Origin of the sequence: Acinetobacter sp. ANC 4216 (assembly GCF_004331195.1) — a bacterium.
GTDB classification, from domain to species: domain Bacteria; phylum Pseudomonadota; class Gammaproteobacteria; order Pseudomonadales; family Moraxellaceae; genus Acinetobacter; species Acinetobacter kookii.
Genome location: NZ_SJOC01000014.1, coordinates 77,663 through 102,123, shown reverse-complemented (window position 1 = coordinate 102,123; position 24,461 = coordinate 77,663). Strand labels below are relative to the sequence as shown.

The following is a 24,461-nucleotide window of genomic DNA, read 5'->3' as shown; positions in this document are numbered from 1 at the left end:
GGCGACCATAGCAAGAGTGAACCACCTGATCCCTTCCCGAACTCAGAAGTGAAACCTCTTAGCGCTGATGGTAGTGTGGGATTACCCATGTGAGAGTAAGTCATCGCCAGCTCATTATTCAAAAGCCCCCTCTAATGAGGGGGCTTTTTTTATGCGGGGAGTTTTTAGGTAATATTAACGCTGGAAAAAGCCTACTAAAGCTTCTTGCAGTGAACTGTAAGTAAGATGGATTGATCGTCTTATCAAAAAATATTAAAGATATTTATTAAATATTAAACTTTTATACTCACTTTAATTGTCTTCGGGCATGTTTTAAAGTGCTTCTTAGGCCTTCTTCTAATGTCGGATGATAGAACGGCTTATCTAAAATTTCATCCACGGTTAAATTCTCAGAAATCATCCATGCCAGTAAATGAGCCATATGTTCTGCAGCTTCGACAAATAATTCTGCCCCTAATACTTTGCGTGAAGATTGATGGATATACACTTCGAGCGCACCACTGTTTTTAGCGAGTGCTAAAGCCCGGCCTTGTTTTTCATACGAAACCATACCTGTAACGAATTCAATTTTTGCATCGCTGAGTTGTTTGAAACTTTGCCCTACGGTTGCCATTTCTGGTGCGCTAAATACGATTGCTAAAGGTGTAGGTGTCTTTAAGTTTTTAATTTCAGGATATTTTAAACAGTTATTTACAGCTTGACGTCCCTCATGTGCTGCTTCATGTTGAATAGGCGTGTTGCTATGAGCATCACCGACAATGAAAATGGGGTAATCTCCAAGCTGTTTGGTTGTATCGTGAACAGGAAGTTTTTTAAGATCAGTATATGAGTGATGGATATTGTTTAATTGCAGCGTATCTAAATAACTTTTTCGGCCTGTTGCAACCAGGAGATATTCTACATCAAGTTGTTGAGCTTGATTATTTTCCTGGAAGTTAATTGTAACTCCTTGCGTATTAAGCTGAACTGCAGTTGGTAATGTTTCGAATTTAATATTTAAATTTTTACTGATTTCATCTTGCGCTAATTTTTGCAAAGTTGGGCTGCTTAAGGCGCCAACTTTACGGCTACGTGCAAAAACAGTGGTCTTGACCCCTAATCTTTGCATGGCTTGTGCAAGTTCGATAGCGATGACTCCGCTACCAATCACGGCCAATGACTGAGGTAATTTTTCTAGTTCAAAAATTTGATCTGAAGTGATGAGTCGGTCACCGAGCTGTTCTTTCCACTGGAGATCAAAGGTTGGAGTAGAGCCTACAGCGATAATAAAACTTTTAGCCTGATATTTCTGACCATTCACAGTAATTGTATTTTCATTAGTGAACTGTGCCTGTCCTGATATTTTATGTTTTGCTGTCCAGCTATTTACATCTTTGAGTATCGCATTTGTAAAATGATCTCTAAGCATTCGCACATGTTGCATGACCTGCGATGTATCAATTTTTGAGGTGACAGATAGACCTACTTTCTCCGCAGTTTCGATATCATACATACGATTTGCAGCAGAAATAAGCACTTTACTTGGCATACAGCCGACACGGGCACAGGTTGTATCCCATGGTCCATCATTAACAATAAGAATGTTTTGGGTGTGTTTAATGGCTTCTTTATAAGCAGCAATTCCTGCTGTACCTGCACCGATAATAATGATGTCGTAGATATTTTTTTGTTTTGAATAGCTCATAGTTCAGATAAATATGATGATATTTAAAATTGTGGTAAGAACTATCATAGCCTTATTTTTTTGATGAAAACAGGGGCTGAAACTAAACAAGTTATATGTATTGATTTGATGTGAAAATAATTTAGAGGAAGCCTTAGCACTTTGAATAGCACTAAGGCTGTTATGCTTTATTTGGTTGTAAATTGAGTATCTATGATTTTAGCATCTTGGTGTGTCGATGTTCCTGTAATGGTGCGAATTACAGATTTATTTATAGTAAGCATTGGATCATTTTTATCCTGTTCAGTCCATTCGACTTTCAATTTATGATTGAAATCTAAAGTCGCACCTTTTAGAGCATTAATAAATTGGAATAAAGGTGTAGTAGAACCTGATTGATTTGGATTGTATTTATAGAATAACGACCCAGAAATAGTTTTTGTATTTGTAGATGAGGTTAAGTTGTCTGTTCTGAGACCTTGAATCATAACATTTGGTAAGCTTAATTCTTCAGTTTTATCATTGTTGATACTATAAGATGAAATACCTGGTGAGCCTGTTTTTGAACCAATTGTAAAAATTACGGGTTCAATAGCGGGTTCTTGTGGGTTGTCGTTAGTTAATACAGAGAATGCTGATTCATTTTGAATATCATATCTAACCCCATCTTTATAAAGGGGGTTTTTATAAACACTGAGAGCACCTTTTGTATCAGAAACTCCTTGTAATGTAAGCGTTATTGCATACTCGCTAGAGTCTTGATTCATTGAAACTACTCGAGTTTGAGTAGACTGTGTTAAACCCCAAGATTGTTGAAATGGATACTTAAACACTCCTGAAATCCAAACATCATTCAAATTTTTATCGCTATTTTCATTTTCAAAAATAATGACGATTGTTTTCCCTGTATATTGGGTGATTTGCTCGCTTGTCATTTTCATGCCAGCGATTTCAGTCTGGTTTATATCAAAATCCCAATTAGTATATTTATTATTAGAAACACTATTTAATGCATCTTTTAAAATATTGTCGGTATCATCACCAATAAGAACAAAACAGCCTGTATTAGTATATGTTCCACTACTCATACATTTAGCCAAATATTCAAATTTTGAACGATCTTGATCAAAAGCTTTCTTGGCATCAACAGCGAGTTGCAGGGGGCCATTACCAAAAGTATCAAAAGCATGATCGAAGTAACCTTTTTTCTGATTGTCATCAGTAATATCGGATATACCAAATAATGCTTTTGCTTCTCGATCTAACACAGCATTAAATTCAGCAGTTTGAGCTGCATATTCTTCAGTAGCACTAGGAGTGGTATTTTCAGTATTTGATGTATTTTGTGATGAAAAATAACCTTCACTACCGCCTCCACCACATGCTACCAAAGTTGCCGTGAGTGTTAAAGTTAGTGTTCCTTTAAGTAATTTCATGCGTACCCCTGAAAAATAATTTTATGTATGAAATTTAATTATATTGTGTAAAGATAACACACATAAAAAATGGCGCAAATAGCACCATTTATATTATTTTTATAAAATCAAATAGAAGTTCCTACACTTACCCCAACCGTAGGTCGAACATTCATAGAGCTACATCCCACAATGACAGATGAAATAAGTAGTAGAAGAATAATTTTATTCATAGAACAATCCTAATTTTTACTTTATTAAATGATAGGCACGAGCATGTGCCACTTTGTTCTATCATTAATATATGTTTTGTAAGTCATGATCATATTCGGTAAATTCAACTTCCGTCTATTTTAAAAATTTTACCATCGGTAATGAGGGAGTAAATAATGCTGCAATTGTTTGACCATAAGTCTTAATGGGGGAATAAAGCCAGATAGCCTTATCACTCATCAGGCAGGTGTGAAGTGAGAGACTTAAAAATTCAAAATTTATATGTTGTCATTTGACCTCCTAATACCGCCAGAAAAGCTTAACCTATAGAGTGAATCAACAGGTTATACAAACAGCGCGGTATTAAAGGTCAAAATGAAACTAAAAAAGCACGCCTGACAACGTGTTTAATCATCCAATAAATCCATTTGTTTTGCGAGTTGATATAAATTATTTGAACGATTGCCAGTGCGGCAGAACATGAGTACAGGTTTTGGAAGTTCATTGTAGTGGTTGGCAAATGTACGCACATCAACTTCAGTAATTTGACCTGCAACGACGGGTTGAAAAACATAGTCTAAGCCCGCATTGCGTGCAGCCTCTTCAATTTGTGCGCTTGTAGGCTGCTCTGGACCACCTTCCATATCCGGACGGTTGTTGATAATCGATTTAAAACCTTTTTCAACAACTTGCGTTACCTGTTCTGGGCTAATTTGACCTGCAAAGCCGACATTTTCGCTCATTTTGTCACTCCATAATTTGCTCAATAGATATATGCTTTATGATAGCATTAAGCTGAAACTTGAGTTTAATCAGTTGAAATTTTTATAAGCGATTATAATCATAAAATAACGCACCGGAGCGCGTATGCATTCCTATACGGTTGAACCCCTATATGTAAATAGTGGACAAGAGGTCATTGCTGCGGATTTTTATCGTCCCAAAACCGAACATAAACCTGCTGTCATTATTATGGCACATGGTTTGGCTGCTTTACGTCAATTTAAACTGGTGCAATATGCCAAGCGTTTTGCCCAGGCGGGTTATGCCGTTGTACTGTTTGATTATCGTTATTGGGGGGGGAGTACCGGCCGTCCACGTGAACTGGTCTCGATTCAATCACAATTGGAAGATTGGCGAACCATGATTGCGCATATTGTAGCGCGGAAATCGATTGATTCACGGCGTATCGTACTTTGGGGAACCTCTTTAAGTGGTGGCTATGCCTTAAATTTAGCGGCAGAATTAAAAAATGTCCAAGCGGTGATGGTGCAAGTGCCATTTGTCGATGGTACGGAAAGTGCCAAGCTTTATCCTTTGCAACAATTGCCTAAGGCACTCAAAATATCGAGTCAGGATTATATGGGCGCGAAAGTCGGGATGTCTCCGAAAACATTGCCCGTTGTGAGCAAAAAGGGTTTATGCTTTATGCCTACGGCAGATAGTTATGAGGGATATCTATCCATTGTTAATCCTGATTATTACTGGAGTGGCGAGATTCCTGCACGCGTCTTTTTCAACCTAATCCGTTATCGTCCTATTCAGGATGTGCGTAAAATCAGTGTGCCTGTTTTATTTATTGCCTCTAAACAGGATAGTCTGATTCCGATTGAATCGAGCCGTGAAACAGCGACCAATATCGCACCTTATGTACAATACCATGAATGGGATATGCAACACTTTGATATCTATCATGGTCAATGGTTTGAAAAAGCCATATCAACGCAATTAGAATTTTTACACCAACATATTGGAGTGAGCTAAATGATTATTGTATGTCCTGCATGTGGTGCCAGAAACCGAGTACCAGAAGATAAACTGGAAGCACATCCAATCTGTGGTCAGTGTCAACATGCGCTTATTCCTCTGGCTCCCATAGAGTTGAATGAGCATAATTTTAGTAACTTCGTTACCCATAGTGAATTGCCTATACTGATTGACTTATGGGCGGAATGGTGTGGTCCTTGCAAGATGATGGCCCCTCATTTTGAACAGGTGGCAAAACAAAATCCGCGAGTGATTTTTGCTAAAATTAATACTGAAGAATCACCTCGACTCAGTGGTGCATTTAATGTGCGTAGTATTCCTACATTGGTTTTGATGAATAAAACTAATGAAATTGGTAGAATAAGCGGCGCGCTACGATCTACAGAGCTACAACAGTGGCTGGATCAACATTTAAATGCCAATACTGGGAGTTAACGTGTCAGATACTCATGTAAAACCGGAAGGAACGCTTTCCCTTCAAACAATTGCAATGCCGGCAGATACCAACTGGAGTGGTGATGTCTTTGGTGGGTGGATCGTTTCACAAATGGACTTGGCAGGTGCAATTCATGCAGAGCGTTTTAGTAAAGGACGCTGTGCAACCATTTCAATTAATCAGATGACTTTTTTGGTTCCCGTCAAAGTCGGTGATGTGATTAGCTGTTATACCAAAATTTTAAAAGTGGGTAATACCTCAATTCAAATGCAAATTGAAGTATGGGACAGTCATGACAGTTCCCGTGAACCTACTCGTGTAACCGAAGGCGTATTTACTTTTGTCGCTGTGGATGTAAAAGGGGCCAAGCGTCAGATTCCGGATGAGGTCAAACAAAAATATTTAGCTTCCCAGCAAGATAAATAATTCCAACCGTAAAAAAACCCAATCAAGATTGGGTTTTTTTATCAGTTTAATTTTTATCAGAGCCTTTCATGGCATTTAAAATGATTCATTTTCAGATATGCGATCAGGATGGAAATGACATTAGTTCTTTAACTGCGACTTTGATACCCAGGCCCAGAGCATTTCACATTTAATCGGCTCTTCACCGGATTCATCCGTTACCTGAACACTAACTAGCGTTTCGCCTTTTTCAGAGCCTTGCATTAATTTCTGCTGCTCATCCGTCAAGGTTGCGGTGGCAATCATTGCACCTTGGGTTGGACGTTTAAAATCAATTTTTAAGCTTTTGATCAGTACAATGCAGGAGTCCGGAACATTCATCCCGGTGACAAAACCTGTGGCAGTTTCCGCAATCAGTGCCATGGCACAGGCATGAACCTGACCAATATGGTTTTGCATGGCCCGATGGTTTTCAATCTTGACCACCACTTTGCCGTGGCTGACTTCCAGATAACGAATATGGGCATTGCCCACCATCGGCACGACCCGACCAAACACTTTGCTCCACAGTCTATTGCGGATAGCTTTAGGTAATTTAGCAGTAGCTTTTACCAGTTTCGATAAGCGATTGGTCGGTGTCATGGAAGTCCTCGACGTGTTATGGCAGCAATGCCTTAGTCTTTAAAGTTGTTAAACTGCAAAGGCACACCAAATTGTTGTTCTTTTAAAAATGCCATCACTTGTTGCAAAGTATCGCGTTTTTTATCCGTTACACGAATTTTGTCACCTTGAATGGATGATTGCACTTTGATGCCACTTTCTTTAATGGCTTTATTAATTTTTTTTGCGGTATCAGAGTCAAGTCCATCTTTAAGCTTGATTACCTGAATCACGTTTTTGCCAGAAGCGGTCATTTTTTGCGGATCAAGCGCCTGAATATCCACTTTACGTTTGAAGAAATGGTTTTCCAGCATGCTGTAGACTTGTTCACATTGGAAATCGCTTTCAGTCGAAATCTTGATTTCCTTGTTTTTTTCATTCAGTTCAATAGAAACGTCTTGTCCGCGGAAGTCAAAACGGGTTGCAATTTCTTTTTGCGTGTTTTGAACAGCATGATTTACTTCAAAAATTTCTAATTCAGATACAATATCGAAAGAAGGCATGGTTTAGACCTTTACAAATGGAAAGAATATCTGAGATGCTAGGGATGTTTTCTTCATTTGCCAAGTGTTGTTTACATCAAAGGAGTGCGCAATGATCCGTAAACAAGAAATTACAACATTTGAGTTCCCAGAAAATGCAATTATCTGGGATGTTCGTGATACAAAAGCCTTTGCTGAAGGTCATGTAAAAGGTGCTGTGAATCAGCCCATTGATAACCTAAATGCAAATAGCTTAACTCAGGTGGAGTCGGATCAGCCTATTTACATTTTATGCGGTGGTGGCAGTAAGGCACCCCGTGCTGCTGAAAAGTTGGAAAACTTGGATAGTTCACGTGAGTATGTGGTATTGATGGGTGGTACCCGTGCTGCACGTGATGCAGGCCTCCCTCTAGAGCAGGGTGCGTAAGGAAAAAAGCGCCGCAAGGCGCTTTTTTATTGGCAGATAGAAAATTCCATTTCCCTCGGCGGCAGATAAGAATCTTTAGAAGATTTTCTGAGTTTGTAAAGGGTGGGCAGAAAATTTAAAATCTCCCGCTTTGGTAGTGGTGCTATTCATCTTTTGATAAAGGATGAGAATTTTTAAAATAAGGTTTCTTCGCTTTTACTTTCTTTTCAAAACGTCTGGCACTCAGTTTACGCACTAAAGTTGATGAAATAGGGCAGGCTTCGCCCAACACCTGTGCAGCTAAAACTTCACTGCATAGCGGTGCAAATAAAAACCCTTTCGAACCCAGACCCGTCAATGCATAAATCTGCTGATCTTGTTGTACCTGACCCACGACAGGAAAATAATCCTGAGTTTGGGCGCGTACTGAAGCACGACCCTGCCAGTTTTCCACCGGTGCTAAAGTTTTGGCATATTCAGGAAAAACACTGTGGATCAGTTCATAGTTATGTAGATGATCTTCCAGTAGGACTTCCTCATCATCACGATTCGGGTAAAACGATGCGCCTAAAACAAGCTTATCTGCATTGAGCTGCATGCAATAGCCGCCATAGCTATAGGCCTGATGGGCATCTAAAGGCTGTACGGAGTTGTCCACCCAGCTGACTTGTCCGCGAATCGGCTTCAAAACAGGAAATTGTGCAAAGAAGTTTTGACTATTGCGTGCAGCACAAACAATCACATGATCAAATTCACCCAATAATTGCCCAGTATTAGAGAACGCCTTCACCAAAGTCGCTTGCTTGATCTCGGACACTTCTGCTTGCTGATACTGAATCAGGGGATGTTCTAGGATTTGATCTCTTAATTGATGCGGAGAAACAGCCCCTGCCTGCAATAAATTAAGATTGGAGAATTCAGTATTTAGAATACAGTCTGTGGTGGATTCTGCTTGAAGAATTCCTTCAGGATACTGTTCTGCCAGTCCCAGTAACTCATCGGCATTTTTCAGGGCCAACTGACTGACCTGAATTGGGCGGAAAGCTGCAAAGGTTGCATAATGATTTAATGCATGTTGCCAGGCTAAAGTCATTAAATGGTCTGGACTTTGTTCAATCGGACACAGTTTTGGGTTCAGTAAGGCCAATGGATTGCCAGAACCACCCGATAAGGGGGCAGATTGGTCGTAAATCGTCACTTGATGGCCACGCTGAGCAAACGCCCAGGCACAGCTTAAACCGGCGATTCCTGCGCCAATAATCGCAATCTGGCGCTGTTTAAAGATCGCAGTATTTAGCTTGATTTTTTTTTGAGTGGACTCTAAATCTTCCGAGGTTTCAACCTGATTTTCAGGCGCATTCCAGATGGCTTTAAGCATTTCCCGTTTATGTCCAAAACCGCGCGGACGTGTAATAGAAATACCGTGATTTTTTAAGCTGCGTTTCAGTACACCCGCTACACTAAATGAAGCGAATGTTGTTCCGAAATCTGATAAACGCACAATGTTGTTGAGAACATTTTCTTCCCACATATCCGGATTACAAGAGGGGGCGAAACCATCTAAAAACCATGCATTGACTGTTGCTGTTTTTTCCATGACGGGAAAGACATCATGGGCATCACCCAGCCATAAATCCAGGCTAAAACGTTCATCCGGAAAGGATAAACGGTGACAGCCGGCAATAGGCATCGGATATTGGGCAATTAATTGCTCAGCCAAAGGTTGCAGTTCAGGCCATACGTTTAAAGTACGAATCAGGTCATCTTTTCTTAAGGGAAATTTTTCTACAGAAATGGCATGCAGATGGCTGTGATTGTCCGGGCGAAGCTGTTGCCAAAGCTGCCATAAGGCCAGAATATTTAAGCCGGTGCCAAAACCGGTTTCACCAACACAGAAATATTCAAAATCATTCAGCTTTGCCAGGCGGGTCGATAAATCGTTGCCATTTAAAAATACATGCCGAGTTTCCAGCAAACCATTATCTTTAGAGAAATAAACGTCTCCAAACAGTTTGGAAACGGGAACCTCAATGCCATCGACCTGATGCCAATCCAGATCGGCAGTTTGAATAGGATGGGACAAACCTAAATAACCTTTAAATCAAGCTGTAAAACTAAATGAATCAGTAAATATTGTCATTACCACTGGCGACGACGTTTGGTATACACATAACTGGCAATCAGGAAGCCCAGCAACACGCCGACTGCAATCGTCGCTGCGCCGTATAAAAACATCTGTGCACTACGTTCACTTTGCAACACCTGCACCTGAACGCCCAAACTGTCATTTTTCAATTGCAGTTCCTGGTTTTGTGCCAAGGCATCTAAATTGGCTTTTTCCAGTTGCTGTAAGCGGGTGGCCTGATCTTTAACCAGCGCTTTGACTTTGGCATCTTGCACTGCCTTATTCTTGGCAATTTGTTCTGCGGTCAGCGGTTTGGTTTCCAAAGGTAAACCATTGGCATCCAGCTTGGTAGCAGGAACAGTACCCGGCTTATTTGCAGGTAAGGTTTGTGGGGTGGTCTGTGGTGGAGGTGTTGCAGTCGTCGCTTGAGCAGCAGGGGCTACAGCAGGTGTCGGAGCAGGAGCAGATTCCACCGCCCAAGCTGTTGAACAGATTAAAGAGAAACCCAATAAGCTTGAAACTACAACACGCATGATTTTATCCTTGAGGGAAAGCTTTATTAAAAGGTTTCACATCAATATGACCATATACGCCTTCTTTCAAGAAAGGCTCATCTTGCAACCATGCATCCAGTGCTTCACGGGTTTCAAAGTCAACAATAATCGTGCTGCCATAAAAACCTGCCTGTGGATTGCCGGGCTCTTTAGGCATTGCACCCGCGACAATTAAACGACCTTCATCATTTAATTTTTGCAGGCGTTCCAAATGCTGTGGACGCGTAGCTAGACGTTTTTCGACTGTACCCTCGTTATCGGTACACGTTACGACGAATAAAGGCATATTCTTTCTCGATCAGTTGACCTGAATTAGGCTTCAGGCGACTTAAAATATTTGCGCAAGACAATAAACTGAACAATGATAAAGGAAAACATCACAATCATGTCACCAAATGCAGTAAATTCGCCCCAATATTTTCCGCCAGCAAATAAAAAAGCGAAAAAAACATGCAGGAAAGACATGAATGCGAACATGCCAGCCCAGGCAAAGTTTAAGTTTTTCCAGCCTTTTGCGGTTAAATTGAAAATAGGACCAAATAAACGCTGAATCAGGGGTTTCTTGTCTTTGGTAAAGTAAGGTGAAAGCAGGAAGGCACCCGCAAAAACAATATTTAAAAGAGCGGCTTTCAAACGGATATAAAAATCATCGCTCAGCATTAAGGTAATGCCACCAAAAATGACTGTCATAAACAGTACAATCCATTGCTGTTTATCCAGGCGGAATTTCTGGCTGACAAATAAGACACCATATACCACCAGCATTGAGATGATCAGACCTGCGGTAGCCACTAAAATGTTATTATTATCAATACCTCCCGCTGAGCCGATCAAATGTAATAGCGGATGTTCGGTATCTTTGGGATCAACAGTTTTATATAAATAAAAGAAAATAATGAGTGGCACAAAGTCTAAAAGTGCTTTCATGTTAGAGTATCTAAATCTGATCAAATAAATGACATAGTATAAGTGATGCAAGGCATAGATTTACATACACATAGTAATATTTCTGATGGAACTTTGTCTCCAGAACAACTTGTGCATGCAGCCGTGGAAAAAGGCATTCATACCCTTGCGCTGACGGACCACGATAGCATGGATGGCTTAAAAATAGCTGAAAATATTGCGCAGGCTTTACCGCTGAATATTATTTCCGGTGTCGAAATCTCCAGCCAATGGTCACGTCCGGCAACGAAAAAAAACTATGCCGTACATGTGGTTGCATTGAATATGCAAAAACCAGAACCGTTACTTGCCTTACTGGAACAACAAAAACAGATTCGGGCGATTCGTGCCAAACAGATCTGTGATTTGCTGGTTCCGCTGATTGGTGAGGATATTTATGCCGATGTGATTACCAAAGTGGAGGGTGTTGCAGACCGGATCACCCGAACCCATATTGCCAAAACCCTGGTAGAAAAAGGTTATGTCAGTCGTCCACAACAGGCTTTTGATAAATATATTAAAGAAGGCAAAAAAGCCTATGTGAAATTTGATGGCCTGGGTTTGGAAGAAACCATTCAGGTCATTCATGAGAGTCAGGGTTTCGCCGTGCTGGCGCATCCGACGAAATATGATTTATCAGCTACTAATATCCGCTATTTGATTGAAATTTTTGCCCAGTTTGGTGGGGATGCTGTGGAGCTTCCGCCAGCGATTGAGCCGGCCTCAACCCGCCAAATGGTCGACCGGATGATTGAACAGTTTGGGCTTAAGGTGTCTGTGGGCAGTGATTTTCATGGTGACAATATGCCATGGATCAAGCTGGGCAACATTCCGCGCGTTAAGGAAGGACAGGTCGGGATTTGGGAGAGTTTTGTTTGACCTCTCCCTTGCGCAGCAGTGCTGCTCATCTCCTAGAAGGAGAGGCGATATCCATTATTAAAATTTAGAAAGGATAAAAGCTCCTTCTCCCTCTGGGATGAGGAATATATTCCGCAAGGGGAAGAGGGTCTAAAGCAAATTATGATCCTGTGCCTGAATCGGTGGTGGAGTTGGTTTACCCAAAGTTCCCAGCAGTTCAATTTCAATGGTGCGCACCATTGAGTCCAGTGGCAAGTCATTGCTTTGGGTGCCGAAAGGTTCTTCAATTTCGGAACTGAGCGCATCCAGACCCAAAAAGGTATAAGCCAAAATACCGACCATTAAAGGCGTCGCCAAACCCAAGGTTGCGCCCAGACTAAACGGCAACATAAAACAGAAAAAATACACGGTACGGTTTAGTAAGACTGAATAGGCAAAAGGCAAAGGTGTGGTGGCAATACGGTCGCAACCGGTTTGAACCAGACTCAGTTCAGCCACATGCTGGTTCATCTGGGTATAAATAATATCGGAAATTTCGCCTTCTTTAAGGGCTTGCATCAATTCCCATTGAATCAGGCTCAAGGTGTATTGTGGTGCATTGGCCTGCTGGTAAAGCTGGGTTACAGCCTGTTGGCTCATGCCGCTGGTTTCTACCAATGCCATAGGATTCGCCGTTTGATGACGCAAACGGTCACGCAGTACATTGGCAAACACAATCACGTGCTGAATGATGCGTTCACGGCGTCCTTGGCTGAGCATGCGACAGTCGCGGTCAAAATGCCGCGCATTGGCAATCAGCATGCCCCACAGTTTACGGGCTTCCCACCAGCGGTCATAACAGGCGGTGTTTTTAAAGCCGAGAAAAATCGACAGTACCACCCCAATTAAGGTAAAGCCCACCAGGGGAAGTTCTGGAAAATGAAAGTAACCAATATAAGACAGACCGCCAATCACTGAGGAGATCAGCATGACCACACCTAAAGGCGGCAAAACCTTGGGCAGGATGGTTCCGCGCCAGGAAAAGAGCAGCTTGAATACACTAGGTTGATCACGAACAATCATGTTATTAGTATCATCAAAATTTTTTGTTGATCTTCAATGTTAGCAGGGCTTTTGTCAATATTTGTTACAACTATTATTGAGTTGAAATCAGTCCCAGCTCCGCCAGAGAACAGCTTCCTTCTGGTGACACAATACAATGGTCAATCAGCTTGATTTCCAATAATTGACAGGCACTTAGAATACGTTGTGTGAGTTCGACATCGGCGCTCGATGGCTGTGGCATCCCCCAAGGATGATTATGCGCAATGACGAGACTGCTGGCATGTTGATTGATGGCATGACGCAGCAGCTGATTTGTGGAAATTTCACACGAATTAAGCGAACCGTAGAACATTTTCTTAAAGCTTATTTTTCTTAAATGTGCATCCAGGCAAAGTACCGCAAAAACTTCCTGCTTTTCACCCAGCAATTCGAATTTCAAAAAATCCAGGAGTATTTTTGAATTGCTTAATTCAATTTTTCCCTGCTGTAAATGGGTGGAAATATAGCGCCGTCCCAATTCCTTTACCGCAATCAGTTGGGCATATTTGCTGGCACCGATACCATGAAATTGGCTTAAATCTTGAAGTCCAGCATCCAAAATAGGGTTGAGCCCGCCAAAATGCTGCAAGAGCATGCGCGAAAGCTCCACGGCAGAATGTTGCCTGGAGCCGGAGCGTAAAAAGATGGCCAGCAGTTCAGCATCTGACAGACTTGCAGCGCCTTGTTGAATCAGCCTTTCGCGTGGACGTTCCTGTTCAGGCCAGTGTTTAATCGATAAATTCATTGTTTTTAGACTTTTTTGTTATTAGTGAGAGTATTACAGCAAGTCGCTGACTTGGGTATGACTTTATTTAATGCTATTGTGAGCGCCACTGCAACAGAAAGGTAGCCTGTTCGTGAGCTTCGATTTGAGTGTGATTCCAAATAAAAACATTGTTTTAGCGGTAACTGGTGGTATTGCGGCATATAAAAGTGCCATTTTGGTCCGTCGTTTAAAAGATGCAGGCTTTAATGTCCGTGTGGTCATGACGCATGGGGCACAGGCTTTTATTACTCCGTTGACCTTTCAGGCCCTGTCGGGAAATCCGGTGCACACTGAATTACTCAATCCTGAAGCTGAAGCAGGCATGGGGCATATTGAGTTGGCGCGTTGGGCTGACTTACTGCTGGTTGCGCCTGCAACTTGTGACACGCTGGCAAAATTCGCGACAGGTTTGGCAGATGATTTACTGAGTACTTTATATCTGGCGACCAAAGCGCCTGTTTGGGTCGCACCCGCCATGAATCAGCAAATGTGGGCGGCCAAAGCGACCCAGCGCAATTTGAATACACTGGTGGAAGATGGCGTGCATGTGATTATGCCGGATGCCGGTTCACAGGCCTGTGGCGATGTCGGTTTGGGGCGTATGCCTGAGCCGGAAGATTTGGCGCATCAGGTGACTGAATATTTCCACCGTGCACAGCGTGCGATTGCAGAAAAGTTTGGCATGCTGGCTGGCAAACATGTCGTGATTACTGCGGGACCTACGCGTGAAGCACTGGACCCGGTCCGTTATATTTCCAACCACAGTACCGGGAAGATGGGTTTTTCCTTGGCCGCGGCCTGCTATGCAGCAGGTGCCAAAGTCACTTTAATTGCAGGACCGGTCAGTCTGGATACTCCAAATGGTGTACGCCGTATTAATGTGCAATCTGCCATGCAGATGCTGGAACACAGTATGGAACAGCTGGACAAAGGCTGTGACATCTTTATTGCCACGGCTGCGGTGGCGGATTACCGCGTTGCAGAAGTGGCCGAGCATAAAATCAAGAAAGCCGGTGATGAGCTGAATGTGGCTTTAATTAAAAATCCGGATATTGTGGCGACCATTGCCCAGCAACAAAAACGTCCATTTATGGTGGGATTTGCTGCAGAGACCCGCAATGTGGAAGAATATGCCGCAGGCAAGCTGGTCGCGAAAAAACTGGATATGATTGCCTGCAATGATGTTTCACGTTCTGACATCGGTTTTGCATCGGACCAAAATGCCATGACGGTATTTTTTGCTGAAAGTTATCAGATGGAAAAACGTGATCTGGAAAAAGCCTCGAAACAGGAAATCGCGCAGCAGCTGGTAGAAGCAATTCATGATGCCTTGCAACAGGAAATAGAACCAGTTTAAAACACAGGTCATGAATTAAAATGCAACCTGTCCGTTGCATTTTTTATGCTATCTACATTATGTTGAATGCTTAAAGCGCAAATGTTTAGAGCAATTTAACTGTAACAATAAGACCCTCCTGTTTTTGAAACGGATCTTTACAAGGACATCAACATGATTAAAAAAACATTCACCACAGTCATGCTTTCTGCTGCTTTGTCGTTCAGCAGTTTCAGCTTTGCTGGTACGCTTGAACAGAATATGATGACGCTTGGAAAAAATTTTAAAATGTTTAACAAGGCGGATAATCAGAACGATGCATTGAAAGCGCTGGATAATATGAAAGCTGCAGCTTTGGATGCAAAAAAAGTGAAATTAAAAGCCCATAATGCAAAAGCACCGAGCTCAGATGCCTTGTATGATCAGTTGCTGGCAGAGATTGATAAAACCCGGTTATTGGTTCAGGCTGGCCAATTAGAGCAGGCCAAAGTGGAAGGTAAAAAAATTGCTGCGGTTAAAGATCGAGGACATGCTGCTTATAACCATCACTGATGTGATGCATATTTAGCGTTTCAGGTGAGGCAGGGTGAAAAGCGAGATGAAGCCCATTTACGCTTGTTCGTGACCATTGTGTGAACGGTGTAAATCGTATCCCAGCAAGCCGCATGCAAAATTAAAATGCCAGCCCATGGTTAAATGGACTGGCATTTTGTATGAGGATACGTGCAATTAACTTGAAGCTAGAGAGCTCTGATTTTCTTTTATATATTCTTCAGTGCGTTGCATCGCTTCCTGAATATTGATCAAAGCTGTCTCTACATCTTTTAGGGTTTTGGCATTGCCGCCGCTTAAAGCCTGACGCCATTTTCGTGCACCCGGCAAATTCTGGAATAACCCTAAAATATGACGGGTAATAATAGAAAGTGGAGCACCTTCCTCCATACGTTTGGCAATATACGGCATCATTTGCGCCATAATCTCAAAACGGTCAGGCGCTTCCAGGTTCCAGAGTTGTCCAAGTTCAGCCAGTAGATAGGGATTGTGATAAGCCTCGCGGCCAATCATCACCCCATCAACATGTTTTAAATGTTCTTGGGTTTCAGCCAGGGTTTTGATTCCGCCGTTAATCTCAATCAGCAGGTTTGGACGTTCCTGTTTTAAACGGTAAACATCTTCATAACGCAAAGGCGGAACATCGCGGTTTTCTTTCGGTGACAAGCCCTGAAGCAGAGCAATACGTGCATGCACGATAAAATTGTCACAACCTGTTTTGGCTACGGTATCGACAAAATGCAGCATTTCTTCATAAGACTGCATGTCATCAATACCGATCCGGTGCTTGACCGTCACAGGAATATCCACGGCATTGCGCATTTCAGCAATACATTCAGCCACCAGGTCGGGTTCTGCCATTAAGCATGCGCCAATTTTGTTGTTTTGTACGCGGTCACTGGGGCAGCCCACATTCAGGTTGACTTCATCATAGCCCCAGTCTTGTGCCATTTTAGTACAGGTCGCAAGATCTTTCGGATTTGAGCCACCGAGTTGCAGCACAATCGGGTGTTCTTCGTTGTTATAGTCCAAATGGCGTGCTGCACCGCCAAAAAGAATGGCACCCGTCGTCACCATTTCGGTATACATAATAATATTCGGATTAAACAGGCGGGCAAAAAAACGGTAGTCACGGGTAGTCCAATCCATCATCGGCGCGACCGAAATGCGAGGGCTTAGGGATTGGAGAGTAGACATAAAGCAAACCTGATTACACGAACAACAAGACAGCAAATTATACGGAGTTTAAGAAAAAAATCGACCATTGAGCCGGATTGATTGATTTCAGATTGAATCATGTTTATAGGATGTAAAAGTGTAAATGCGTTTATTGGTTGTATTGAAATAGAATTTCTGCATAAATCATGAACAGTTTTATTTTTCTGTATACGACTGAAGTATGAGTTTGTCTTGAATCCATAGGTTTATTCAGTTAGCATTCCCATGATTAAATTTAAATAACTCTATCATTTAGAGATAATTTATAAACTAGGGTTAAAACTTAATAAATTCCTTTAGACATACATTTATGAAATTAATACCAACAATTCTTTGTGGTGGAGCCGGTTCTCGACTCTGGCCAGTCTCACGTGAACAACATACCAAACCATTTATTCGTCTACCAGATGGTGAAAGTTTATTGCAGAAAGCTTTTTTACGTGGAGTTTCATTGCCAGAGGTAACTGAGATTTTAACTGTGACGAATAGGGAATTACAGTTTAAAACTTTGGATGACTACATAGAGGTCAATAAAACTGAAGTACCAACCAGTTTTATTTTGGAACCATTTGGCCGAAATACGGCGGCTGCAGTTGTTTCTGCAGCGTTACACATGAGGCAGCATCATGGGGATGATGCATTATTGTTGGTATTGGCAGCTGATCATCTGATCTCTAATCATGCTGCATTTGCAAAAGCTGTTAATCAGGCAGTTACTCTTGCAACTGAAGGGAAATTAGTCACTTTTGGTATTACTCCAAATGCGCCTGAGACGGGGTATGGTTATATCGAGGCTGATGGAAATAATGTTAAGCGCTTTGTAGAAAAGCCATCTTTAGAACTGGCACAGGAATATGTCGCTTCTGGTTGTTTCTATTGGAACGCAGGCATATTCTGTTTTTCTGCTGGAACTTTAATTCGTGAAATGACGCAGCATTGTCCAGAGGTTGTGGACTCTGTCCGCACTTGTCTGGAAGCTTCTCAGACAATACAAGGTAATAATCGTAGACAAATTGAATTAGATAAAATTTCATTTGCAACTGTACCGGATATTTCTATTGATTACGCGGTTATGGAGAAATCTTCCAATGTAGCGGTGATTCCTTGTGATATCGGTTGGGATGATATTGGTTCCTGGTCTGCGATGGATCGCTTGGGTGAGCATGATGAAGCAGGTAATACGGTAATTGGTGAAACCATTCTTCATGATGTTCAGAATAGTTATATTCATAGTGAAGGTACAGGCAGACTGATTGGTGCAATTGGGGTAAATAATCTAGTTATTGTGGATACTCCCGATGCTTTGCTGGTGACAGATAAGTCACGGGTTCAAGACGTCAAGATTTTGTATAACGCACTTAAAGCGCAAAATCATGAAGCTTATAAACTTCATAACACAGTGGTTCGTCCGTGGGGTACATATACCGTTCTGGAAGAGGGTGCCCGTTTTAAAATCAAGCGTATAGAAGTCAAACCCGGTGCAAGTTTAAGCCTGCAAATGCATCATCATCGCAGTGAACACTGGATCGTGGTCAGTGGCATGGCTAAAGTGGTCAATGGCGAACGAGACTTTTTTGTCAATACCAATGAATCCACTTATATCCCGGCAGGCCATCAACACCGCCTGGAAAATCCAGGTGTACTAGATTTGGTGATGATTGAAGTACAAAGCGGTGAGTATTTGGGTGAAGATGATATTGTCCGTTTTCAAGATAATTATGGACGCGTTTAATGATTGGCTTTTTAAAACCTCTATGGGGGTATCGTGGGTTTATCTATGGAAGTGTCAAGCGGGAATTTCAAAGTAAATACCGCAATTCCTTATTGGGAGGAGCGTGGACATTTCTCAACCCATTAGCCATGATTTTAGTCTACACCGTAATTTTCTCTCAGGTGATGAGGGCTAAATTACCCGGTATTGAAAGTGGTTTTGCTTACAGTATTTATTTATGTGCAGGGGTGCTGACCTGGGGATTGTTTGCTGAAATTGTGGGTCGTGGTCAAAATATTTTTTTAGATAATGCTAATTTATTGAAAAAAATCAGTTTTCCACGCATGTGTTTGCCTATTATTACGGTGCTGAATGCCGGTGTGAACTTTGCCATTATTTTTTCCTTATTTTTAATTTTTTTAATTGTTATAGGATTTTGGCCTGGTTTGGCCATTTTTTCGATTATTCCTGTTTTGTTGGTCCAACTTTTATTTGCAATAGGTTTGGGCATGACTTTAGGCGTGCTGAATGTCTTTTTTCGAGATGTCGGTCAGTTTTTTGGAATTTTTTTACAGTTTTGGTTCTGGCTAACCCCTATTGTTTACCCGGCCGCCATTTTGCCAGAATCCATAAAATCCATAATGGTCATAAATCCAATGTATCCGGTTATCCATGCGTATCAGGGAATTTTTGTTTCTGGTCAAACACCTGATTTTATAACTCTTGTTTATCCATTGATATTGGGTTTAGGGCTGTGTGCCTTAGGCTTAAGCCTGTTTCGTAAACATGTTGGTGAAATGGTGGATGAGCTTTAATGGGTACAATTACAGTTACCAATTTGGGTAAGGCATATAAGCAATATTCCAATAGATGGATGCGTTTGCGGGAGTGGTTTACACCCGGTAAGGCTAAATATCATGAACTTAAATGGGTATTGCAAGATATTAATTTTACCGTTCAACCAGGTGAAGCCGTAGGCATCATTGGTATAAATGGAGCGGGAAAAAGTACATTACTAAAACTCATTACGGGTACTACACAACCGACTACTGGCAGTGTCCAAATTGATGGTCGGGTAGCAGCAATGCTTGAGTTGGGGATGGGATTTCATCCAGACTTTAGCGGTCGTCAAAATGCCTATATGGCTGGGCAGTTGTTGGGAATGACCAGTGCAGATATAGATCGGTTGATGCCAGATATAGAAGCATTTGCTGAAATTGGTGACTATATTGACCAACCTGTACGCGTATATAGTAGCGGTATGCAAATGCGTCTCGCCTTTAGTGTAGCAACTGCAATTAGACCCGATGTGTTAATTGTAGATGAAGCACTTTCAGTCGGTGATGCATATTTTCAGCATAAAAGTTTTGAACGGATTCGAGATTTCCGTAAACAAGGCACTACATTATTAATCGTTAGCCATGATAAACAAGCCATTCAAAGCATTTGCGACCGCGCTATTTTATTAAGTCAAGGCCGAATCGAAATGGAAGGTGAGCCAGAAGCAGTCATGGACTATTACAATGCTTTGTTGGCTGAAAGAGAAAATCAGACTGTAAGACAACACGTTTCTAATGACGGGAAATTGCAAACTATTTCAGGTACAGGCGAAGCGACAGTAGATGAGGTGATGCTGCTCAATGAACAGGATCAGCGAGTTGAATTTATAAATGTTGGTCAACAAGTTAAATTAAAAGTTGTGGTAAGAGCTGTTAACGATATTCCCGAACTTGTTCTTGGTTATATGATTAAAGACAGGCTGGGCCAGTCCATCTTTGGTACAAATACACATCATCTGAAACATAAAATAAAAGCAGTAAAAAAGGGTGCTGTAGTGAATTTTACCTTTCAGTTTGCTGCTAATTTGGGGCCAGGTACTTATTCAGTTGCAATTGCTTTACATGCTGATGACACCCATATAAATAAGAATTACGAATGGCGAGACTTGGCGCTCGTTTTTAATGTTCTTAATATAGATAAAGAAAATTTTGTTGGGGTAGCCTGGTTACCATCTACTGTGGAGCATTCTCAGTGAGCGATAATTTTTATAGGGCTTTTGAGGAAAAATATCGGGGACCAAGTGAGTTAATTATCTCACGCCTACGGGCATATCTTCCTTTTATTTCACCTTTGAAGGAAATCTATCCAGTAGCACCAGCGACTGATTTAGGTTGTGGGAGAGGTGAGTGGCTTGAATTACTCCTACAGGAAGACTTTTTACCTCAAGGTGTAGATCAAGATGAGGAAATGCTTCAAGGCTGTGTTGATCGAAATCTTCCTGCTCAGAAAGGAGATGCTACTGAATATCTTTCAGCACTTCCTGATGAAAGCCAAACTATAGTTTCAGCTTTTCACGTTGTAGAGCACATCTCTTTTGATCAGTTACGTACATTAGTTTCAGAAGCGCTACGCGTATTGAAACCAGGTGGCTTATTGATTATGGAAACTCCGAATCCTGAAAGTATTGCTGTTGCCACTAAATTTTTTTATTTAGATCCAACTCACCAAAGACCAATCCCCCCCCAACTACTTTCTTTTTTGCCAGAGTATTATGGTTTTTCCCGTACAAAAATCATGAGATTACAAGAATCTAAAGAACTTGTAGGGAAATTATCACCTACATTAAATGATGTATTTGAAGGTGTAAGTCCTGACTATGCGGTGATAGCACAAAAGACGGCTTCAACTGAAATACTGGAGCTATTTGATCATGCATTTAATCAAGAATATGGTTTACAACTAAATACTTTAGCTGAACGTTATGATACGGCTTTTTTAGATAAGGTACATCAAGCTGAAGTAAAAGCCCGACAAGTAGATAATATTGAAAATCAGTTAAAACATATTATCCATTTAACAGAAAATAATGCTCATAATTTAGAGTTAGAGCTAAGCAAGCTACAGCAGGAGATCGCTAGTTTCGAACTAACTCAGCAGGAATTACACTCACAAATAGGCTATTGGCATGGAAGAGTTTTAGATCTACACCAAAGTACGTCTTGGAGAATAACCCGTCCTTTAAGATTTATAAAAAAGGTTATATCGGGTGAAATATTTGAAACTACTCATCGTATTAGATCCTATGATATGAGTAAAAAAGTATTATATCTACTGATCAGATCTAGCATTAATTTTGTTTCAAATAAACCATACCTACGTTCTGGAATCATATCAATTACCAAGAAATTTCCTCGATTACATCAACGTCTTGTTCAGTTTTCGGCAAAAGGAAATCTAACTTTCAATACAAAAGTAGAGGGCATTAGCTTAAACAGCAATGAAACTATAATTTTGACTCCTTATGAATCTGAAATAAATAAAAAGCTTAAGAAAGTTATTAATGAAAAAGGAGCCGATAATGCGGATTGTTGTTGATGTGCAATGTGCCCAAAGTGAGGCCTCGGGTCAAAGAGGTGTTGGCCGATATGTTGTAGAAATTGTTAAAGCACTGGCTAAATTAACTAAAGATAAACATGAACTAATTCTACTTGCAAATTCATCACTCGGATCTAATAAAGCTGAAATTTATGATATTTTTGGTGCCTCAGTTCCACCTGAAAATATTAAGTTTTGGCTGCAACACTTTGACGATATAAGTGGGATTTCAGGTAATCCTGCACATAGAGCCGTTGCAGAATTAATCAGAGAATGGTGTATTTTTAAGCTTAATCCTGACGTGTTGTGGATTCCTAATTTTCAAGAAGGATGGAACGAGAATGCTGCTACGAGTATAGGCAGATATCATAGTGACATGATTATATGTACAACCTTACATGATGTAATACCACTGATCTATGAAGATAAATATCTCAGCAGTTCTATTCGAGGTTGGTATTTAGAAAAGATTAATCAAACAAAAAAATCGGACTTAATTTTAACTGTTTCCAACTATTCTAAACAAGAAATATGTAACCGTCTTTATATCAGTCCAGATGACATTGTCGTTGCTGCAAATTCGTATAGATCAGACGTTTTTTTTCATAAGTCATGTTCTGTTAAAGATGTTATTCCCTCCCTTAATGATGAAAAGTTTTTTCTATATGTGGGAGGGGCTGATGATCATAAAAATTTAAGTTCCTTACTTAAGGCTTATTCAAAACTTAGTCCTAACCATCAGAATTCCTATCCCCTTGTTATGGTAGGAAAGGATATCCAGCAGGCAGAAGAACATTTTAGAAAAATTGCAGAGAAATATTTAATACCTAGACAATGTTTAATATTCTTAGGTTACGCACCAGATGAACATATTTCTATACTATATAATAAATGTGCTGCATTTGTTTTTCCCTCCTATAGTGAAGGCTTCGGATTACCTCCATTAGAAGCAATAGCATGCGCTGCCCCAGTTTTGGCTGCAAATTCTTCGAGTTTACCTGAAGTAGTGGGTTGTCCAGAGGCCCTATTTGATCCATTTGATATTGATGAATTAGCAGGAAAACTTAATAAAATTATTATTGATAAAAATTATCGTTCTTTATTGATTGAACAGGAAAAAAAACAGCTTGAAAAGTTTTCTTGGGACAAATCTGCTGGCTTAATTTTAGAAAAGTTTGAAGATCTTTATTTAAATAGAAAAATTAAAGATCAAAAAATAGATGAAGAAGATCTAATTATTAAAGAAGCAGGAGAGTTAATCAAAATTTATCATTTGAATGACAGAGAAATCAGAGTAATAAGTAAATCTATCGGTGCAAATCACCCAAGTGTTAAAAATAAGATTTATATAGATATTAGTTGTTTAATTCATTTTGATCATGCCACAGGTATACAACGTGTGGTAAGAGCCATACTGCATGAATTATCGACTAACGAATTTAGTAATTATTCTGTTGAACCAATTTTTTCTTATAGTGGACATCATTATTTTTATCATTCTTTAAATATAAATGGAAAACTGCATCCTGTTGAAGAATCTTCTCTTAGAGAGTCAATTGTACATTTTTTCCCTGGTGATCATATTTTAATTCTCGATCTTCATCCCGGCAGTTTTATTGCTAAAAAAGCAATATTAAATGAACTACAGATACGTGGAGTAGTTGTCGGTGTAGTAGTTTATGACTTATTGCCAGTTCAGTTCCCGGAATTTTTTGTACCTGACCTATCTAATGAGTTCATAGAATGGCTTAAAGTTGTTGCACTCGCAGATTATGCCCTATGTATCTCTCAAGATGTTGCGACAAAATTAAAAGAATGGATTAACGATCATGTAACTAAGCCAAATCAATTTCTTAAAATCAGACATTTTTATCTTGGGGCTGATATAGATAGTTCGATACCATCTACAGGGCTCCCGAATGATTCAAATTATGTATTAGAGCAAATAAAAAATTCAAAGTCATTTTTAATGGTAGGTACTGTTGAGCCACGCAAAGGGCATGATTTAGTATTAGATGCTTTTGACATTTTTTGGTCTCAGCCTGACTCTGACAAAGTGCTTGTTATTGTGGGGAAAGAAGGTTGGCGCAATGAGAAGGTTATCAACAAGATAAGAAATCATAAACAACTTGGAAAAAGATTATTTTGGTTACAAGGAATAAGTGATGAATATTTGAATTTGGTATACAACTCTTCAACGTGTCTAATAGCTGCAAGTGTAGGCGAAGGGTTTGGTCTTCCACTTATTGAAGCAGCAAAACACAATATTCCCATAATCGCCAGAGATATTCCTGTATTTCGAGAGGTTGCAGGGAGTCAAGCAGCTTATTTTAATTGTACTCATGATAGGGAATTAGCCACCTTTATAGAGAATTGGATTGAACTTTTTCTACAGAATAACCATCCAAAAACTTCTTCTATTAATGCTTTAACATGGAAGCAAAGTACAGTTCAACTTATGAAAGCATTTGATTTAACTTGATATTTATAT

At 40.5% G+C, this 24,461-nt stretch carries 24 protein-coding genes and 1 rRNA gene; 13 read left to right on the top strand and 12 right to left on the bottom strand.

Annotation, left to right across the window (positions count from 1 at the left end):
- Nucleotides 1-112, top strand: a 5S ribosomal RNA gene (gene rrf / locus E0H88_RS12470); the annotation flags it as partial.
- A gap of 174 nt (nt 113-286) precedes the next feature.
- On the opposite strand, the gene E0H88_RS12465 is transcribed toward rrf, so the two are convergent.
- From E0H88_RS12465 to E0H88_RS12455, 3 genes are all read right to left on the bottom strand, one after another.
- Complete coding sequence (locus tag E0H88_RS12465) at nt 287-1,660, bottom strand: dihydrolipoyl dehydrogenase (protein WP_131274400.1); 1,374 nt, start codon at nt 1,658-1,660, stop codon at nt 287-289.
- A 191-nt stretch (nt 1,661-1,851) separates the two neighbouring features.
- A complete protein-coding gene (locus E0H88_RS12460) occupies nt 1,852-3,099 on the bottom strand; it encodes a hypothetical protein (RefSeq protein ID WP_131274398.1) in 1,248 nt (415 codons plus the stop codon).
- A gap of 599 nt (nt 3,100-3,698) precedes the next feature.
- On the bottom strand, nt 3,699-4,034 hold the full coding sequence (locus E0H88_RS12455) for a protein tyrosine phosphatase family protein (protein WP_131274397.1): 336 nt from the start codon (nt 4,032-4,034) through the stop codon (nt 3,699-3,701).
- 124 nt (nt 4,035-4,158) lie between these two features.
- Between E0H88_RS12455 and E0H88_RS12450 the strand changes: the two genes are divergently transcribed.
- The 3 genes from E0H88_RS12450 to E0H88_RS12440 are packed head-to-tail and all read left to right on the top strand — an operon-like array spanning nt 4,159 to nt 5,920.
- Nucleotides 4,159-5,055, top strand: coding sequence for an alpha/beta hydrolase (locus E0H88_RS12450; RefSeq protein ID WP_092820257.1), 897 nt, complete (start codon nt 4,159-4,161; stop codon nt 5,053-5,055).
- Nucleotides 5,056-5,493, top strand: a complete 438-nt coding sequence (trxC, locus tag E0H88_RS12445) for a thioredoxin TrxC (RefSeq protein WP_131274396.1) — start codon at nt 5,056-5,058, stop codon at nt 5,491-5,493.
- A 55-nt stretch (nt 5,494-5,548) separates the two neighbouring features.
- The gene (locus E0H88_RS12440) at nt 5,549-5,920 is read left to right on the top strand and encodes an acyl-CoA thioesterase (RefSeq protein WP_240921688.1); all 372 of its coding nucleotides are present in this window, start codon (nt 5,549-5,551) and stop codon (nt 5,918-5,920) included.
- A 120-nt stretch (nt 5,921-6,040) separates the two neighbouring features.
- Here the strand turns inward: E0H88_RS12440 and E0H88_RS12435 are convergent, their stop codons facing one another.
- On the bottom strand, nt 6,041-6,541 hold the full coding sequence (locus E0H88_RS12435) for a DUF4442 domain-containing protein (RefSeq protein ID WP_131274395.1): 501 nt from the start codon (nt 6,539-6,541) through the stop codon (nt 6,041-6,043).
- A gap of 32 nt (nt 6,542-6,573) precedes the next feature.
- The gene (locus tag E0H88_RS12430; protein ID WP_086195903.1) at nt 6,574-7,062 is read right to left on the bottom strand and encodes a YajQ family cyclic di-GMP-binding protein; all 489 of its coding nucleotides are present in this window, start codon (nt 7,060-7,062) and stop codon (nt 6,574-6,576) included.
- A 91-nt stretch (nt 7,063-7,153) separates the two neighbouring features.
- Between E0H88_RS12430 and E0H88_RS12425 the strand changes: the two genes are divergently transcribed.
- Nucleotides 7,154-7,468, top strand: a complete 315-nt coding sequence (locus tag E0H88_RS12425) for a rhodanese-like domain-containing protein (protein WP_092820261.1) — start codon at nt 7,154-7,156, stop codon at nt 7,466-7,468.
- Between the two features lie 142 nt (nt 7,469-7,610).
- On the opposite strand, the gene mnmC is transcribed toward E0H88_RS12425, so the two are convergent.
- The 4 genes from mnmC to E0H88_RS12405 are packed head-to-tail and all read right to left on the bottom strand — an operon-like array spanning nt 7,611 to nt 11,053.
- Complete coding sequence (mnmC, locus tag E0H88_RS12420) at nt 7,611-9,530, bottom strand: bifunctional tRNA (5-methylaminomethyl-2-thiouridine)(34)-methyltransferase MnmC2/FAD-dependent 5-carboxymethylaminomethyl-2-thiouridine(34) oxidoreductase MnmC1 (RefSeq protein WP_131274394.1); 1,920 nt, start codon at nt 9,528-9,530, stop codon at nt 7,611-7,613.
- Nucleotides 9,531-9,586: 56 nt separating this feature from the next.
- Nucleotides 9,587-10,105 carry an SH3 domain-containing protein gene (locus E0H88_RS12415; RefSeq protein WP_092820262.1) on the bottom strand — a complete coding sequence of 173 codons (519 nt, stop codon included), beginning with the start codon at nt 10,103-10,105 and terminating at the stop codon, nt 9,587-9,589.
- A gap of 4 nt (nt 10,106-10,109) precedes the next feature.
- A complete protein-coding gene (locus E0H88_RS12410) occupies nt 10,110-10,412 on the bottom strand; it encodes a YciI family protein (RefSeq protein WP_131274393.1) in 303 nt (100 codons plus the stop codon).
- Nucleotides 10,413-10,438: 26 nt separating this feature from the next.
- Nucleotides 10,439-11,053: an inner membrane-spanning protein YciB gene (locus E0H88_RS12405; RefSeq protein ID WP_131274392.1), complete on the bottom strand. Its 615-nt coding sequence runs from the start codon at nt 11,051-11,053 to the stop codon at nt 10,439-10,441.
- Between the two features lie 45 nt (nt 11,054-11,098).
- On the opposite strand from E0H88_RS12405, the gene E0H88_RS12400 reads away from it, so the two are divergent.
- Nucleotides 11,099-11,950, top strand: a complete 852-nt coding sequence (locus E0H88_RS12400) for a PHP domain-containing protein (RefSeq protein WP_092820265.1) — start codon at nt 11,099-11,101, stop codon at nt 11,948-11,950.
- A 129-nt stretch (nt 11,951-12,079) separates the two neighbouring features.
- Here E0H88_RS12400 and E0H88_RS12395 read toward each other — a convergent pair whose 3' ends face one another.
- Together E0H88_RS12395 and radC are read right to left on the bottom strand one after the other, a co-directional pair.
- The gene (locus E0H88_RS12395; RefSeq protein WP_092820266.1) at nt 12,080-12,991 is read right to left on the bottom strand and encodes a bestrophin family protein; all 912 of its coding nucleotides are present in this window, start codon (nt 12,989-12,991) and stop codon (nt 12,080-12,082) included.
- Nucleotides 12,992-13,064: 73 nt separating this feature from the next.
- On the bottom strand, nt 13,065-13,757 hold the full coding sequence (gene radC, locus E0H88_RS12390; protein ID WP_092820267.1) for a RadC family protein: 693 nt from the start codon (nt 13,755-13,757) through the stop codon (nt 13,065-13,067).
- A 112-nt stretch (nt 13,758-13,869) separates the two neighbouring features.
- Here radC and coaBC point away from each other — a divergent pair, with 112 nt between their 5' ends.
- On the top strand, nt 13,870-15,135 hold the full coding sequence (gene coaBC, locus E0H88_RS12385) for a bifunctional phosphopantothenoylcysteine decarboxylase/phosphopantothenate--cysteine ligase CoaBC (protein WP_092820268.1): 1,266 nt from the start codon (nt 13,870-13,872) through the stop codon (nt 15,133-15,135).
- Nucleotides 15,136-15,288: 153 nt separating this feature from the next.
- The gene (locus E0H88_RS12380; RefSeq protein ID WP_131274391.1) at nt 15,289-15,666 is read left to right on the top strand and encodes a cytochrome b562; all 378 of its coding nucleotides are present in this window, start codon (nt 15,289-15,291) and stop codon (nt 15,664-15,666) included.
- A gap of 177 nt (nt 15,667-15,843) precedes the next feature.
- On the opposite strand, the gene dusA is transcribed toward E0H88_RS12380, so the two are convergent.
- On the bottom strand, nt 15,844-16,863 hold the full coding sequence (gene dusA, locus E0H88_RS12375; RefSeq protein WP_131274390.1) for a tRNA dihydrouridine(20/20a) synthase DusA: 1,020 nt from the start codon (nt 16,861-16,863) through the stop codon (nt 15,844-15,846).
- A 331-nt stretch (nt 16,864-17,194) separates the two neighbouring features.
- Here dusA and E0H88_RS12370 point away from each other — a divergent pair, with 331 nt between their 5' ends.
- Genes E0H88_RS12370 through E0H88_RS12350 form a run of 5 tightly spaced genes read left to right on the top strand, consistent with a single transcriptional unit; the run spans nt 17,195 to nt 24,452 of the window.
- Complete coding sequence (locus tag E0H88_RS12370; protein ID WP_131274389.1) at nt 17,195-18,616, top strand: mannose-1-phosphate guanylyltransferase/mannose-6-phosphate isomerase; 1,422 nt, start codon at nt 17,195-17,197, stop codon at nt 18,614-18,616.
- Complete coding sequence (locus E0H88_RS12365) at nt 18,616-19,410, top strand: ABC transporter permease (protein WP_131274388.1); 795 nt, start codon at nt 18,616-18,618, stop codon at nt 19,408-19,410. Before E0H88_RS12370 ends, E0H88_RS12365 begins: the two co-directional genes overlap by 1 nt.
- Nucleotides 19,410-20,630, top strand: a complete 1,221-nt coding sequence (locus E0H88_RS12360) for an ABC transporter ATP-binding protein (RefSeq protein ID WP_131274387.1) — start codon at nt 19,410-19,412, stop codon at nt 20,628-20,630. The genes E0H88_RS12365 and E0H88_RS12360 overlap by 1 nt, the downstream gene beginning before the upstream one ends.
- On the top strand, nt 20,627-21,970 hold the full coding sequence (locus E0H88_RS12355) for a class I SAM-dependent methyltransferase (RefSeq protein ID WP_131274386.1): 1,344 nt from the start codon (nt 20,627-20,629) through the stop codon (nt 21,968-21,970). Before E0H88_RS12360 ends, E0H88_RS12355 begins: the two co-directional genes overlap by 4 nt.
- The gene (locus E0H88_RS12350; RefSeq protein WP_165493317.1) at nt 21,954-24,452 is read left to right on the top strand and encodes a glycosyltransferase family 4 protein; all 2,499 of its coding nucleotides are present in this window, start codon (nt 21,954-21,956) and stop codon (nt 24,450-24,452) included. Before E0H88_RS12355 ends, E0H88_RS12350 begins: the two co-directional genes overlap by 17 nt.
- Nucleotides 24,453-24,461: the final 9 nt, after the last annotated feature.